This window comes from Geodermatophilus arenarius, assembly GCF_042654585.1.
Taxonomy (GTDB): domain Bacteria; phylum Actinomycetota; class Actinomycetes; order Mycobacteriales; family Geodermatophilaceae; genus Geodermatophilus; species Geodermatophilus arenarius.
Window position 1 is genome coordinate 143819 of sequence record NZ_JBHSGR010000008.1, and the last position, 14227, is coordinate 158045.

16 protein-coding genes are annotated in these 14227 nt (G+C 75.4%); 10 read left to right on the forward strand and 6 right to left on the reverse strand.

Annotated elements, in window-relative coordinates:
• The first annotated feature begins 26 nt into the window (after positions 1-26).
• Together ACFO3M_RS09680 and ACFO3M_RS09685 are read left to right on the forward strand one after the other, a co-directional pair.
• Entirely contained in the window at positions 27-1253 is a 1227-nt protein-coding gene (locus tag ACFO3M_RS09680; RefSeq protein ID WP_387988373.1) for a sensor histidine kinase, read from the forward strand.
• On the forward strand, positions 1250-1930 hold the full coding sequence (locus ACFO3M_RS09685; RefSeq protein ID WP_387988374.1) for a winged helix-turn-helix domain-containing protein: 681 nt from the start codon (positions 1250-1252) through the stop codon (positions 1928-1930). Before ACFO3M_RS09680 ends, ACFO3M_RS09685 begins: the two co-directional genes overlap by 4 nt.
• A gap of 147 nt (positions 1931-2077) precedes the next feature.
• On the opposite strand, the gene ACFO3M_RS09690 is transcribed toward ACFO3M_RS09685, so the two are convergent.
• Positions 2078-2299, reverse strand: a complete 222-nt coding sequence (locus tag ACFO3M_RS09690) for a DUF3072 domain-containing protein (RefSeq protein WP_387988375.1) — start codon at positions 2297-2299, stop codon at positions 2078-2080.
• A gap of 10 nt (positions 2300-2309) precedes the next feature.
• Positions 2310-2528 carry a hypothetical protein gene (locus ACFO3M_RS09695; protein ID WP_387988376.1) on the reverse strand — a complete coding sequence of 73 codons (219 nt, stop codon included), beginning with the start codon at positions 2526-2528 and terminating at the stop codon, positions 2310-2312.
• An 81-nt stretch (positions 2529-2609) separates the two neighbouring features.
• Between ACFO3M_RS09695 and ACFO3M_RS09700 the strand changes: the two genes are divergently transcribed.
• On the forward strand, positions 2610-3623 hold the full coding sequence (locus ACFO3M_RS09700; RefSeq protein WP_387988377.1) for a helix-turn-helix domain-containing protein: 1014 nt from the start codon (positions 2610-2612) through the stop codon (positions 3621-3623).
• Positions 3624-3752: 129 nt separating this feature from the next.
• Here ACFO3M_RS09700 and ACFO3M_RS09705 read toward each other — a convergent pair whose 3' ends face one another.
• From ACFO3M_RS09705 to ACFO3M_RS09715, 3 genes are all read right to left on the reverse strand, one after another.
• A complete protein-coding gene (locus ACFO3M_RS09705) occupies positions 3753-4604 on the reverse strand; it encodes a class I SAM-dependent methyltransferase (RefSeq protein ID WP_387988378.1) in 852 nt (283 codons plus the stop codon).
• Positions 4605-4609: 5 nt separating this feature from the next.
• Complete coding sequence (locus tag ACFO3M_RS09710) at positions 4610-6787, reverse strand: bifunctional MFS transporter/dTMP kinase (protein WP_387988379.1); 2178 nt, start codon at positions 6785-6787, stop codon at positions 4610-4612.
• Positions 6788-6881: 94 nt separating this feature from the next.
• Positions 6882-7700 carry a DUF3109 family protein gene (locus ACFO3M_RS09715; RefSeq protein ID WP_387988380.1) on the reverse strand — a complete coding sequence of 273 codons (819 nt, stop codon included), beginning with the start codon at positions 7698-7700 and terminating at the stop codon, positions 6882-6884.
• Positions 7701-7740: 40 nt separating this feature from the next.
• Here ACFO3M_RS09715 and ACFO3M_RS09720 point away from each other — a divergent pair, with 40 nt between their 5' ends.
• Together ACFO3M_RS09720 and ACFO3M_RS09725 are read left to right on the forward strand one after the other, a co-directional pair.
• Positions 7741-8685, forward strand: coding sequence for a Ppx/GppA family phosphatase (locus ACFO3M_RS09720; protein ID WP_387988381.1), 945 nt, complete (start codon positions 7741-7743; stop codon positions 8683-8685).
• Positions 8685-9530: a hypothetical protein gene (locus ACFO3M_RS09725; RefSeq protein ID WP_387988382.1), complete on the forward strand. Its 846-nt coding sequence runs from the start codon at positions 8685-8687 to the stop codon at positions 9528-9530. The genes ACFO3M_RS09720 and ACFO3M_RS09725 overlap by 1 nt, the downstream gene beginning before the upstream one ends.
• A 27-nt stretch (positions 9531-9557) precedes the next feature.
• Here ACFO3M_RS09725 and ACFO3M_RS09730 read toward each other — a convergent pair whose 3' ends face one another.
• Positions 9558-10127, reverse strand: coding sequence for a type 1 glutamine amidotransferase domain-containing protein (locus ACFO3M_RS09730; protein WP_387988383.1), 570 nt, complete (start codon positions 10125-10127; stop codon positions 9558-9560).
• A gap of 105 nt (positions 10128-10232) precedes the next feature.
• Here ACFO3M_RS09730 and proC point away from each other — a divergent pair, with 105 nt between their 5' ends.
• From proC to ACFO3M_RS09755, 5 genes are all read left to right on the forward strand, one after another.
• Positions 10233-11051: a pyrroline-5-carboxylate reductase gene (proC, locus tag ACFO3M_RS09735; RefSeq protein WP_387988384.1), complete on the forward strand. Its 819-nt coding sequence runs from the start codon at positions 10233-10235 to the stop codon at positions 11049-11051.
• 252 nt (positions 11052-11303) lie between these two features.
• Positions 11304-11645 carry a helix-turn-helix domain-containing protein gene (locus ACFO3M_RS22745; protein WP_456901439.1) on the forward strand — a complete coding sequence of 114 codons (342 nt, stop codon included), beginning with the start codon at positions 11304-11306 and terminating at the stop codon, positions 11643-11645.
• Between the two features lie 301 nt (positions 11646-11946).
• On the forward strand, positions 11947-12045 hold the full coding sequence (locus ACFO3M_RS09745; RefSeq protein WP_012854759.1) for a 30S ribosomal protein bS22: 99 nt from the start codon (positions 11947-11949) through the stop codon (positions 12043-12045).
• A 10-nt stretch (positions 12046-12055) separates the two neighbouring features.
• Positions 12056-13174, forward strand: a complete 1119-nt coding sequence (locus ACFO3M_RS09750; RefSeq protein WP_387988385.1) for an NAD-dependent epimerase/dehydratase family protein — start codon at positions 12056-12058, stop codon at positions 13172-13174.
• Positions 13167-14078 (forward strand): lysophospholipid acyltransferase family protein, encoded by a 912-nt coding sequence (locus ACFO3M_RS09755; RefSeq protein WP_387988386.1) that lies wholly within the window; start codon positions 13167-13169, stop codon positions 14076-14078. Before ACFO3M_RS09750 ends, ACFO3M_RS09755 begins: the two co-directional genes overlap by 8 nt.
• The last annotated feature ends 149 nt before the right edge of the window (positions 14079-14227 follow it).

The following is a 14227-nucleotide window of genomic DNA, read 5'->3' on the forward strand; positions in this document are numbered from 1 at the left end:
TCCGGACGCGGCCTAGCATCGGCCCCGTGAGCACGCTGGTCGCCCTCGGGGCCGGCTTCGTCGTCGGCGCCGTCGTGGCGGCCGTCGTCGTGCTGCTCGTCCGCCGGCCCGCCGACGGGACCGAGCGCCCCGGCGACGACGACGCCCGGACCGCGCCCTCCGAGGCGCTGCTCGCCCGCCGGCTGCTCGACCTCATGGACCCCGCGGTCCTCCTGCTGGACAAGGACGACGCCGTCGTCGTGGCCAACCCGACCGCGCGCGGACTCGGGATCGTCCGCGAGCGCCGGCTCGTCGTCCCCGCGCTGCAGGACCTCGTGAAGGAGGTCCGTCGCCGCGGGCACCGGCGCTCGGACGTCAGCCTCCCCGGCGAGGTCGTCGGCGGCGGCACGCGGCTGGTCGGCGCGCACGGTGTCCGGCTGGACACCCCGCCCGGCGAGGTCGCGCCCTCGGCCGTCCCCGGCCCCGTGGCGCTTGTCCTCCAGGACGTGACCGAGGCCCGCCGGGTCGAGGCGGTCCGGCGCGACTTCGTCGCGAACGTCGGGCACGAGCTGAAGACGCCGGTCGGTGCGCTGGGCCTGCTCGCCGAGGCCATGCAGGGCGCCGCCGACGACCCGGACACCGTCCAGCGCTTCGCCGCGCGGATGGCGCACGAGGCCGACCGGCTGGCCCGGCTCGTGCGCGAGCTCATCGACCTGTCCCGCCTGCAGGGCGCCGAACCGCTGCCCGAGCTCGTGCCCGTCGACGTCGACACGGTGCTCGCCGAGGCCGTCGACCGCACCGGCCTGGCCGCGGCGGCCAAGGGCATCACGATCGCCGTCGGCGGCGCCCACGGGCTGGTCGTGCGGGGCGTGGAGGCCCAGCTGACGACGGCGGTCACCAACCTGCTGGCCAACGCGGTCGCCTACAGCCCCGAGAACACGAAGATCGCCGTCGGGGCGCGGGCGCGCGGCGGGTTCGCCGAGATCGCCGTCACCGACAGCGGCATCGGCATCCCGCGGGCCGACCGGGAGCGGGTCTTCGAGCGCTTCTACCGCGTGGACCAGTCGCGGGCGAGCAGCACCGGCGGCACCGGTCTGGGGCTGGCGATCGTCAAGCACGTGGCCAGCAACCACGGCGGTTCGGTCAGCGTGTGGAGCGAGGAGGGCCTCGGCTCCACCTTCACGCTGCGCATCCCCCTGGCGGTCGAGGACCGCCGCGAAGCTCCCGGCGCGGCCGCTGGTGCGGCGCCGGTCCTCCAGGAAGGACGGTCATGACCCGAGTGCTCGTGGTGGAGGACGAGGAGTCCTTCTCCGACGCGCTGTCCTACATGCTCGGGCGGGAGGGGTTCGAGGCGGTCGTCGCCGCGACCGGCCCCGACGCCCTGGCCGAGTTCGACCGCGCGGGCGCCGACGTCGTCCTGCTCGACCTCATGCTCCCCGGCCTGCCGGGCACCGAGGTGTGCCGGGCACTGCGTTCCCGCAGCAACGTCCCGATCATCATGCTCACGGCCAAGGACTCCGAGGTCGACAAGGTCGTGGGCCTGGAGCTCGGCGCCGACGACTACGTCACCAAGCCGTACTCGGCGCGCGAGCTGGTCGCCCGGATCCGGGCGGTGCTGCGCCGCCGCGGCGACGTCGACGCCCCCGCCGACGGCGCGCTGGAGGTCGGCCCGGTGCGGATGGACGTCGAGCGGCACGTGGTCGCCGTCGACGGCGAGACGGTGGCGCTGCCGCTCAAGGAGTTCGACCTGCTCGAGCTGCTGCTGCGCAACGCCGGGCGGGTGCTGACCCGCGGCCAGCTCATCGACCGCGTGTGGGGCTCGGACTACGTGGGCGACACCAAGACCCTCGACGTCCACGTCAAGCGGCTGCGCGCCAAGATCGAGCCCGACCCGGCCAACCCCAAGCACCTCGTGACGGTGCGGGGTCTGGGCTACAAGTTCGAGCAGTGACACGGTCGGCCCACCGGCCTCCACCGCGGCCAGGACGGGTGGCCGGCCGCCGCTGAGCCGCTTCCCGTCGCCGCGAGGGAGGACCCTGCGGGCCCTCCGCTCCCGGCGACCGCCTCCGGCGTCCGTCGAGGAAGGGGCCGGCCAGGGTCACTGACCCCGGCCGGTCTCCTCCTGGAGCTCGTCGATCTTCCGGGACGCGTCGGCCTTCGTGATGTCCTCCGGCACGTCCTCGCCGGCCTGGCGGGCCAGCGTGCCGAGGTAGCTCTTCTGCGCCCCGGTGGCGGGCTCGTCGCCGGTCACCCAGTCCGACGGGTCCTTCTCGGCGGTGGGGTCGCCGGCCTGGCCGGTGTTCGCGTTGGATTCGCTCATGTGTTCGATCCTAGGCGTGGGTGAGCTCCGCCGCAGGTCGAGCGGCCTGGCCGGCCGCGGCGGCCCGCGCGGCCTCCCAGCGCCGGCCGGTGCGGTAGACGTGCACGCTCCCGCAGGAGGGGCACTCGACCGCCAGCGCGATGTGGGTCGGGTGGTTGACGACCGACCGGATGCGCCGTTCGGCGACCAGCTCGTCGGTCCGGGTCACGGGGCAGGTGATCAGCAACATGGGAGGAGCGTGCTCCGGGTCCGCACCCGGGACGAGTGGCAGGGGTGACATGGATCGCGTCTTTCCTGCCATCATGTCCGCGTGACCGGATCCGACCGCCCGCTCGTCGTCAGCCTGCTCGCCGGGGACGGCGTCCTCGGCGCCTTCGGCTTGGGCGTCGCCGCCGAGGTCTTCGGCTACGACTACCGCCGCTTCGGCATGCCGCGCTTCGACTTCGCGATCGTCACCGACCGGCCGGGCGTCGTCCGCACCGACACCGGGCTGTCGCTGTACGTCGAGCACGGCCTCGAGCGGCTGGCCGTCTCCGACATCGTGCTGGTGACCGCGTGGGAGAAGCTGTCCGCGCCCGTCCCGCCGGCGGTCCTCGACGCGCTGCGCGCCGTGCACGCCCGCGGCGCCCAGATCGTCAGCCACTGCACCGGCGCCTTCGTCGTCGCGGCGGCCGGGCTGCTCGACGGCAAGCGCGCCACCACGCACTGGCGGTACGCCGGCGAGCTGGCCGCCCGGTACCCGTCGGTCGACGTCGACCCGCGGGTCCTCTACGTCGACGAGGGCCGGATCATCACCGGCGCCGGGACGGCGAGCGGCGTGGACGCCCTGCTGCACCTCGTCCGCCGGGAGTGGGGCGCCGCGGCGGCCAACGCCCTGGCGCGCGAGATGGTCGTGCCGCCGCACCGCGACGGCGGGCAGGCCCAGTACATCGACGAGCCGGTCGCCCGCTGCGAGGACGACCTGCTCGGCGTCGTCCTGGACTGGGCCCGGGCGCACCTGGCCGAGGACATCAGCGTCGAGGCGCTGGCCCGGCGCGCGCTGATGAGCCCGCGCAGCTTCGCCCGCCGGTTCAAGGCCACGACCGGCACGACGCCGCACGCCTGGCTGCTGTCCCAGCGGCTGGCCGCGGCCGAGGCGCTGCTCGAGGAGAGCGACGCCCCGGTGGAGGAGATCGCCCGGCTGGTCGGCTTCGGCACCGCCGCCGGGTTCCGCGAGCAGTTCAGCCGCCGCCGCGGCGTCTCACCGCGGGCGTACCGGCAGACCTTCCGCACCGGCGGCGCCCGGGTCGAGCTCGTCCCGGCGGGCGAGGACCCCGCCGCCTAGGACCCGCCGCCCAGGACCCGCCGCCCAGGACGGGTCCGGCCGCCGAGGTCGTGGGTCCCGAACTGCAGGACGGCACCGGCGAAGCGGTCCGCGGGCACCAGCCCGTCGAGACCCGCCCGCACGTGCGCGTCAGGCCAGGGGGACGGGGCGCGCGACGCCGACCAGGGAGTCCAGCCGGCCGGCGTTGCTCGGCGCGAGAGGGCTGCGGACCACCCGCGTCAGCGCGAACCCGGCGCGGGCCAGCAGCATCGCGTGCGTGCGCGGGGTGAAGTGCCAGATGTGCTCGGCCGGCTTCAGCGTCCACCAGCGGGTGCCGAGCAGCCGCGCCGGCAGCGACGAGACGTAGGGCGTGGAGAACAGGACGACGCCGTCGTCGGCCACGAGGGAGCGGGCGGTGCGCCAGAAGTCGAGCGGGTCGGGCACGTGCTCGACGGTGTCCCACGCGCAGACGACGTCGAAGCCCGGCTCCAGTGGCGCCTCGGCGAGCTGGCCGCAGAACACGTCCAGGCCGAGCACCTCGGTGGCGTGCTTCGCCCCGGTGCGGGACAGCTCCACCCCGCTGGTCCGCCAGCCGGCCCGGCGCGCGGCGTCGAGGAACAGGCCGTAGCCGGCGCCGACCTCGAGCAGCCGGCCGCCGGCGGCGCGGCCCCGGACCCGGTCGAGCAGCGTGAGCCGCCCGGCGGTCCAGGTGCGCTGCAGCAGCATCGCGGGGTCGAACCGGCGGGGCTCCTGCGCCGCCCCGTCGACGGCGCTGCCGTACACGCCGCCCTCGAAGTAGCCGACGTCGTCGTAGAGCCGCTGCAGCGCCTCCGGCCGCAGCCGGGGGCTGACGAACACCAGGCCGCAGGACGGGCAGCGGACGACGCCGAACGGGGAGAGGTCGTGCACGAGCCGGCCGGGGACGCCGCAGAGGCAGCACCCCACCGCCTCGGTGTCCTCGGGGGTCCATGTCACCGGGCCGGGGGTCACCGGGGCGCTCACGCCGGTCAGCCTACGGAGCCTCCGGTGATCCCCCCGGTACCGGTCCGCGCGGCGCCGACGGGCGGGTCGGCCGCGCCGGCGGCGCCGTCGGGACGCTCGCCGAGCTCGGGATAGCGCTGGGTGACCAGCGTGGTGATCTTCCGCCGCACCGCGCGCGACACCAGACCGTCGCCGTCCGGGCCCCCGTCGGCGCCGAGCAGCTCGCCCGGTACGACGACGTAGCGGTCGGGCGCGGCCTCGGCCTGGGCGAGGAACGCCGCGCGCACCGCGTCGGCGTCGGCGTCGACGGGACGGGCGGTGACGGCGGAGTCGACGACCACGGTGAGGTCGGGCAGCAGGCCGCGGGTGGCCCACAGCGAGGTGCGGAAGATGCGGTCGGCGTCCAGGCCCTGCCCGGCGCCGTGGAAGGCGATCGAGGTGTCCACGTAGTGGTTGCACACCACGACCTCGCGCCGCTGCAGCGCCGGCCGGATGACCGTGGCCACGTGCTCGGCGCGGTCGGCGGCCGCCAGCAGCGCCGCGGTGTAGGCGGCCACCGGGTGGCCCTCGCCGTCGGTCGCGCCGGGCACCTCCGGCGCCGGCGGGTAGAGCAGCGTGCGGACCTGCCGGCCCAGCGCCGTGTCGCTCGGCTCGTGCGTGGCCACCACCGGGCAGCCGCAGTCGCGCAGCACCTGGGCGAGCTCGGCGGTGTACCGGCGGGTGAGGTCGCGGTCGGCGCCCTCGACGACGACGAACAGGCCGGTGCCGCTGGCCGAGGCCGACAGGATGTCCGAGCTGCCCCACAGCAGCCGGAACACGTCGCGGGGTCGGGTGCCCGGCCGGCCGCGCGGGACGACCTGGCGGACGGCGTAGGCGCTCACCAGCAGCGCGAGGACGCCGCCGATCAGCAGCGTGAGGCCCGGCCCGGTGAGGCTGAGCATCAGCTCGCCCACGCGCAGGTCGTGGTTGCCGAGCAGGCCGGCCAGGCCCGGGCCGACGGCGACCGACAGCAGCAGGACGATGCGCACCGACGACACGACGAAGGCGAACACCCGGCCGCGCAGCCGGTCCTCGACCTCGTAGCCGATGAGCGTGTAGCCGATGATCCAGGAGATCCCGGCGAACAGGCCGACGAGGAACGCCGCCATGGTGGCGAGGACGAAGTCCTGCAGCAGGGACATCGCCAGCAGCGCGATCCCGGCCAGGCCAATGGAGCGGGCGAACAGGCTGCGCCGGGGGACCGTGGGCAGGATCCGCGGCCCGACCAGCATGCCGAGGGCCAGGCCGGTGAAGACGATGCCGAACACCACGCCGTAACCGGCGGCGCCGGCGTCCAGGGTGGCGATGTAGAGCTGCGCCACGCCGATGATCAGCCCGCCCGCCCCGAACGCGCCGATGACGCCGACGTACAGCGCGCGCATCAGCGGCTGCCCCCGCAGGAAGGAGACGCCCTCGACGACGAGGGAGAACACGTTCGACGACGACTGCCGGTCGACGGGCGTCCGCGGGATGAGCCGCCGGGACAGGAGCACCGTGGTGGCCGACAGGGCGAAGCTCGCCGAGTTGAACAGCAGGGCGACGACGATCGCCGTCCGCGCGTCGCCCGCCTCGCCGCTGCCGGGGAACACGCGCGCGACGGTGGACAGCAGGGCGAACAGCAGCGACGCCACGGGCACCGCGCCGTAGACGCTGAACAGCGACACCTGGTTGGCCACGGCCAGCCGCTCGCGCGGCACGATCGCCACCCAGATCGCCTGCTTGGCCGGGTTGGTGAACAGCCCCACCGCCTCGACGAGGAACTGGGCCACGTAGAGCCAGGTCAGCTCGTAGCTGAAGGCGATCGACAGGTACAGCGAGCAGGCCAGCAGGTCACCGACGACGACGGTGGTGCGGCGGTCGAGCCGGTCGGCCAGGGCGCCGGCGATCGGGCCGAGGAGCAGGTCGGGCAGCAGCCGGGTGAGGATGACGCCGGAGATCGCCGCGCCCTGGACGCCGAGCGACTCGTCGCGGGTGAGCTGCTGGGCCATCGCCGTGGTGGCCAGCAGGCCCAGCCAGTCGCCGAGGCTGGAGACGGTGATAGCCGCCCACATGCGGCGGAACACCGGGATGCGCAGGAGGACCAGCAGCGCGTTCTCCTGCGCCCGCCCGCTGGCCGACGACCCCGCCGGGCGCGCGCGGGGGCTCGCCGCCTGTCCGTCGCTCACAGTCCTCGCCGTCCGGTCGTCGCGGTCGTCCCCAGCAGGGTAGTGGCGGGCGGTGCCGATCCGGCCCCCGCCGCACCCGGGCGGGGGAGTGCCCTCAGGCGCCGGGCCGCAGCCGGGGCAGCGGGAGGGGCACCGGCGCCGGGCTGGCCGGGTGCGGGGCGACCAGGCCGAGGTCCAGCCGGGCCTCGGTGAGCCGGCGCAGCTCGGCGTAGGCGGCCGGGCCGAGCAGGCTGGTGAGCTCGGCGGCGTAGGTGGCCACCAGCGGCTCGGGGGAGACGTGCGCGGCCGGCGAGCCGGTGCACCACCAGTGCAGGTCGGCGCCGCCCGGGCCCCAGCCGCGTCGGTCGAACTCGCCGATCGTGCTGACCAGGACCGTCGTCCCGTCGGGCCGCTCGACCTCCTCCTGCTCGCGGCGCACCGGCAGCTGCCAGCAGACGTCGGGCTTGGTGAGCAGCGGGTGCAGTTTCTCCCGCAGCGCCATCCGGTGCAGCGCGCAGCCGGTGCCGCCCGGGAAGCCGGGGCGGTTGAGGAAGACGCAGGCGCCGTCGACCAGGCGGGTGCGCAGGGAGCGGACGCCGCCCTCCTCGGGGGCCGCGTCGTCGGCGGAGTCCTCCTCGGTCCAGGCGCCGCGGCCGAGCGGCGCGAGTTGCCAGTCCTCGTCGGCGAGGTCGGCGACGGCGGCGGTCACCCGGGCGAGGTCGTCCTCGTCGCTGAAGAACGCGCCGTGGCTGCAGCAGCCGTCGTCGGCCCGGCCCTCGACGACACCGGCGCAGCCGCGGCCGAACACGCAGGTCCAGGCCGAGGACAGCCAGGTCAGGTCGGCGCGGACGACGTGCCGCGGGTCGGCCGGGTCCGGGAACTCGATCCACTCGCGGGCGAAGTCCGGGTCGACCTCCGGCGGTACGTCCTGCACCGGTCCAGCCTAGGGACGGCCCGCCCGGCAGACTGACCGCATGCGGCTCGGGGTGCTGGACGTCGGCTCGAACACCGTCCACCTGCTCGTGGTGGACGCCCACCGCGGCGGCCACCCCACCCCGACCTACGACGACCGCGCGGTCCTGCGCCTGGCCGAGCACGTCGGCAAGGACGACGTCCTCTCCAGGACCGGGGAGAAGGCGCTGGTCGCCGCCGTGCGCAAGGCTTGCCGGCGGGCCGAGGAGCAGGGCTGTGACGAGGTCCTCGCGCTGGTCACCTCGGCCATCCGCGAGGCGGTCAACGGCATGGAGGTGCTCGACCGCGTCCGCGCGCAGACCGGCGTCGAGCTGCAGGTGACCAGCGGCGAGGAGGAGGCGCGGCTGACCTTCCTCGCCGTCCGCCGCTGGTACGGGTGGAGCGCGGGCCGGCTGCTGGTCCTCGACATCGGCGGCGGCTCGCTGGAGCTGGCCAGCGGCGTCGACGAGGACCCCGACGTCGCGCTGTCCGTGCCGCTGGGCGCCGGGCGGATGACCCGCCGCTTCCTGCAGGACGCCGCCGAGGGCGGCCGGCCCGACCTGGCCGCCCTCGGCGCGCTGCGCGAGCACGCGGCCGACGTGCTCAAGCCGGCGGCGAGGAAGCTGCGCGGCGCCGGCGCGCCGGACCTCGTGGCGGCGACGAGCAAGACCTTCCGCACGCTGGCCCGGCTGACCGGCGCGGCGCCCTACTCGGCCGGCCTGCGGGTGCCGCGCGAGCTCACCCTGGACGGCCTCGGCCAGCTGATCGGCTTCGTGTCCCGCATCGAGGCGCGCAGCCTCGCCGAGCTGCGCGGCGTGTCGCCCGACCGCGCCCACCAGGTGCCGGCCGGTGCCGTGGTGGCGCAGGCGGCCATGCAGGCGCTGGAACTACCCTCCGTCAAGATCTGTCCGTGGGCGCTGCGCGAGGGCGTCATCCTGCGGCGACTGGACTCCTTGGGAGGCGCGTGATGGCACAGCCCCGCAGGGACCCCGATCCCGGGCGCGGCCCGGAGACCGGCGGCCGGCCGCTGGCCGACATCCTGCGCGAGGCCGGCATCGAGGCACCGCGCAGCGTGCGCCGGCGCCGGGGCGACACCGGGGACATCCCGATCAAGCAGCGCCGCCGGGACCCCGACGCCGAGGACGGCCCCAACCCCGGCCGCCGCGCCGGCGACACCGGCCGGGTCCCCGGGGCCGGCCGGCCGTCCCCCGACACGGGGCCGGTCGCCGACACCGGCCGCCCCGCGCGGGACCGGGCGGCGGAGAAGGCGGCCGCCCGGGCCGAGAGGGCGGGCAGGGCCGAGAAGGCCGCCGAGAGGGCCGGCAGGACCCGGGACACCGGCCGCGTCGCGGGGGCGCCGGCCGGGGACGGGCGCGGACCCGCCGAGCCGTCGACCGCGGCCATCCCGGGCATCCGGCCCTCCCGCAAGCCCGGCGTCCCCGGCGCCTCGGCGGAGCCCGCGCCCGCCACCGGCCCGATCCCGGTCGCCCGCGCCGGGGAGACCGAGGTCCTCGACGAGCCGCTCGGCGCCAAGGAGGGCGCACTGGCCTGGCTGCGCTTCGCCGGTGAGCTGGTCCTGGCGCTGGCCGCCGGCGTCGGCATCTACTTCCTGGCCACCGTCGTCTGGGAGCAGGTGCCGCAGGTCGCGGTGGTCCTCGCCCCGCTCGCGGTGACCGGCCTGGTCGCCGGCGTGGGCGCCTGGCGGCAGCGCACCGGCCGCGAGCCCACCGGGCTGCGGCTGGTCGCCGTCCTCGTGTTCGCCGGGACGCTGCTCACCATCGCCCCGGCCGCCGGGCTGCTCGCCGGCACCTGAGGGGCCGCCGGGCAGCCCGGCGGCGCGTCACTCGTCCTCGTCGACCCCGTCAGCACCGGCCTGGCCGAACTGCTCGACGATCGCCGCGGTGAACGCGTCGAGGTCGTCGGGCTCGCGGCTGGTGACCAGGTTGCCGTCGACGACGACCTCCTCGTCGACCCACTTCGCGCCCGCGTTGCGCAGGTCGGTCTGCAGCGACGGCCACGACGTCATCCGCCGGCCCCGGACGACGTCGGCCTCCGCCAGCACCCACGGCGCGTGGCAGATCGCCGCGACCGGCTTGTCCGCGTCGAAGAACGCCTTCACGAAGGCGACGGCGTCGGCGTCGGCCCGGACGAAGTCGCCGTTGATGACGCCGCCGGGCAGGACCAGCGCCGCGTAGTCCTCGGGGTCGGCCGAGGCGACGGTCGTGTCCACCTTCCTCGTGTCGCCCTTGTCGATGTGCTGGTACATCGTGATGCTGCCGCTCTCCAGTGACACCAGCTCCGGCTCGGCCCCGGCGTCCTCCAGCGCCTGCCACGGCCGTTCCAGCTCGACCTGCTCGACGCCGTCGGTCGCGAGCACGGCCACTTTCATCCCGTCCAGTTCTCCTGCCATGCGGGCGCGGCTACCCGGCACCGGGAGGCGGCACACCCGCGCGCACTACCGTCCGACGCGGGGTCGATGCGGCGTCCGGAGCACACCGAGAGCTGGGAGAACGGGATGGCACAGCGGCAGGGCCTGGCGGTCTACGGCGGCGGCAAGATGGGCGAGGCGCTGCTGGCCGGGCTGGTGAAGAGGCAGGGCCCGGACGGTGTGGTCGTCTGCGAGCGGCACCCGGAGCGTGGCCGCGAGCTCGCCACCCGCTACGGGATCGACGTCGTCGGGATCGAGGAGGCGGCCGCCCGCGCGCGGGTGCTGCTCCTGGCGGTCAAGCCGCAGGACCTGCCGGCGCTGCTGGAGCGGCTGGCGCCGTCGGTGGACCCCGGGCACCTGGTGGTGAGCATCGCCGCCGGCATCGCCACCGCCACCATCGAGGCGGCGCTGCCGGCCGGCGTGCCGGTGGTGCGGGTCATGCCCAACACCCCGGCGCTGGTCGACGAGGGGATGAGCGTGCTGTCGGCCGGGGCGTCGGCGGGCGAGGCGGAGCTGGACGAGGCCGAGGCGCTGCTGTCCACCGTCGGCCGGGTGGCGCGGGTGCCCGAGTACCAGCAGGACGCGGTGACGGCGCTGTCCGGCAGCGGGCCCGCCTACTTCTTCTACCTCGTCGAGGCGATGGTCGACGCCGGCGTGCTGCTCGGCCTGCCGCGGGCGCTCACCACCGAGCTGGTGGTGCAGACGGCGCTGGGGTCAGCGGTGATGCTGCGCGAGTCGGGGGAGCACCCGGCCCAGCTGCGGGACGCGGTGAGCAGCCCCGGCGGCACCACCATCGCCGGCATCCGGGAGCTGGAGCGGCACTCGGTGCGCTCGGCGCTCATCGCGGCCATCGAGGCGGCCGCCCGGCGCTCGGTGGAGCTCGGCCGGACCGACGGGAGCCGGTGACGGTAACCCGCCCGTGACCGGAGTGGGGGGACGCTGCGTCACGGTGTCGACACGGCGACGTGGAGACGCGCCGATACGGCTGTGAAGCGAGTTGCATAGGTGTAGTTCTGCCAGGGACGGACCGTTCCCCGTGTCCGTTTCTTCCATCGCTTCCGTCACGCGGGTCCCCCTACTCTCTGTGTCAGCACGTGCGTGTCCCGTAGTCGGTGGGGAAGCCGACGCCCGACGCGTGCTAGGTCCGGAGAGCTGATCATGACCATGCCCCAGCGCACCAACGCCGCTTACGTCCGCCCGGCCGTCCCCGGCCCGCGGCCCATGGCCCGCCCGATGCCGGCCGCCGCCGTCGCGCGCCCCGTCGGCCCGGCCCACCCCGCCGCGATGCCCGTCGGCCGCCCGGCCGTCCCGCAGCCGCGCGCCGCGGTCACCTTCCTGACCGTCGCCGAGGTCGCCAGCATGATGCGCGTCTCCAAGATGACCGTGTACCGCCTCGTGCACGCCGGCGAGCTGTCCGCCGTCCGCGTCGGCCGCTCCTTCCGCGTCCCCGAGCGCGCCGTCCAGGACTACCTGCGCGACGCCTACACCGACATCGCCTGACGGAGGACCTCCCTGCCCCCACGCCTCGCTCCGTCCGGCGCGGGCCCCGGCAGGAAGGCCGTTCCAGCACCTCGCCAGGCCCCTGCGGAGGGGCCGTTCCACCCCCTCGCCAGGGGGAGATCCATCCGGCCCGGTTCCCGCGGCAGCGTCGCCGCGGGGGCGCCGGGTAGGCTCGGGCGCCGAGCGACACCCCGGCCCCGGCCGGAGCCGTCGCACACGAGCTGATCCACACTCGCGTGGCGTCCGGTTCCGAACCAGCGGTCCCCGGCGCGACACGCGGCAACGACGTCGGGAGCAGGACATGGGTTCGGTCATCAAGAAGCGCCGCAAGCGGATGGCGAAGAAGAAGCACCGCAAGCTCCTGAAGAAGACCCGCGTGCAGCGTCGCAACAAGAAGTGAGCTGACGCTCGTGCCGCCTGCCGTCGTCCTCGTCACCGGTGTCAGCCGGTGGCTCGGGGGTGCGCTGGCGGCCGAGCTCGCTCGCGACCCGTCCATCGACCGGGTCATCGGGGTCGACACCGTCCCCCCGTCCGCGGAGCTGCTCCGCCGCCTCGGCCGCACCGAGTTCGTGCGTGCCGACATCCGCAACCCGCTGATCGGCAAGGTCATCAGCACCGCGGCGGTCGACACCGTCGTGCACATGAACATCAGTTCCACGCCCGCCGGGTCCGGCGGGCGGGGGCCGATGAAGGAGCTCAACGTCATCGGGACGATGCAGCTCCTCGCCGCCTGCCAGCGCGCGCCCTCGGTGCGCCGGCTGGTGCTCAAGTCGACCAGCGCCGTCTACGGCGCCTCCCCGCGCGACCCCGCCGTCTTCACCGAGGCGATGCAGGCGCGCCGGGTGCCGTCGGGCGGGTTCGCCAAGGACAGCCTCGACATCGAGGGCTACGTGCGGTCCTTCGCGCGCCGCCGTCCCGACGTCGGGGTCGCCGTCCTGCGGTTCACCAACTTCATCGGCCCGCGCATCGACTCGGTGCTCACCGGGTTCCTGCGCATGCCCGTCGTCCCCACCGCCCTCGGCTACGACGCGCGCGTGCAGCTGCTGCACGAGGACGACGCCCTCGGCGTCCTCACCCGCGCCACGACCGGGGACTTCGCGGGGACGGTGAACGTCGGGGGAGGGGGCACGTTGCTGCTGTCCCAGGTCATCCGCCGGCTGGGCCGGCTGCAGCTGCCGGTGCCCTCGCCGGCGCTGGGCTCCCTCGGCCGGCTCACCCGCCGCTTCGGCTACGTCGACTACTCCCCGGAGCAGATGCGCTTCCTCAACTTCGGCCGGGTCGTGGACACGACCGTGCTGCGCACCGAGTTCGGCTACACCCCCCGCTACACGACCGCCGAGGCGCTGGCCGACTACGCGCGCACCGTCCCGCCGGTGGTCCCGCCGGCCCTGGTCGGCGAGGCGACCGACCGGGCCCGCGGGCTGGTCGCGCGGGCCGGGTCGGTCGCCTCCTCCGTGGGGACGACGGTGCAGGGCCGGCTGCGGCCGACGCCGGCCCCGCCGGGACTGCGGGCGGTGCGCGATGCCTGAGGCCCGCGTCATCCGGCTGCGCCCCGACGACGACGGCCGGCCGCACGTCCCGCCGCCGTCGGACCCGAGCTGGGACGAGCAGGTCGCCGGCGGCCTGGAGTTCCTCCGCCGCCGCCTGACCGGCGAGTACGAGACGGACGAGTTCGGCTTCGACACCGACCTCACCGACCACGTGCTCCTGCCGGTGCTGCGGCCGCTGTTCAACCGGTGGTTCCGCGTCGAGACCCACGGCATCGAGAACGTGCCCACCGACGGCGGGGCGCTGGTGGTCGCCAACCACTCCGGCACGCTGCCCGTCGACGCGCTCATGGCGACCGTGGCGCTGCACGACGACCACCCGGCGCAGCGGCGGTTCCGGCTGCTCGGCGCCGACCTGGTCTTCGACCTGCCCTTCGTCGGGTCGCTGGCCCGCAAGTTCGGCGCCACGCTGGCCTGCAGCGAGGACGCCGAGCGGCTGCTGTGCGCCGACGAGCTGGTGGGCGTCTTCCCCGAGGGGTTCAAGGGCATCGGCAAGCCGTTCCGCGACCGGTACACGCTGCAGCGGTTCGGCCGGGGCGGTTTCGTCACGGCGGCTCTGCGCACCGGCAAGCCGATCGTCCCCTGCGCCATCGTGGGCGCCGAGGAGATCTACCCGATGGTCGGCAACGCGAAGACCCTCGCGCGGCTGCTCGGGCTGCCGTACTTCCCGGTGACGCCGACCTTCCCCGCGCTCGGCCCGCTCGGGCTGGTGCCGCTGCCGTCGAAGTGGCTGATCGCCTTCGGCGAGCCGATCGAGACGGCGCACTACGGCCCGGCCGCCGCCGAGGACCCGATGCTGGTGTTCAACCTGACCGACCAGGTCCGGGAGACCATCCAGCACTCGATCTACCAGCTGCTCCTGCAGCGCAGGTCCGTCTTCAGCTGACACCGTCGGCCTCCGGCCGACACCGCGGCCACGTGCCGTCCTCCTGCCGCGTGGAGCCCTTCCTGCCGCTCGGTCGCGGGAGCCCTCGGCCCCCACGTCCTCGCAGCACCTCGCAGGGCGGCTCCCGGGCCCTCGCCGGGGACCCTCCG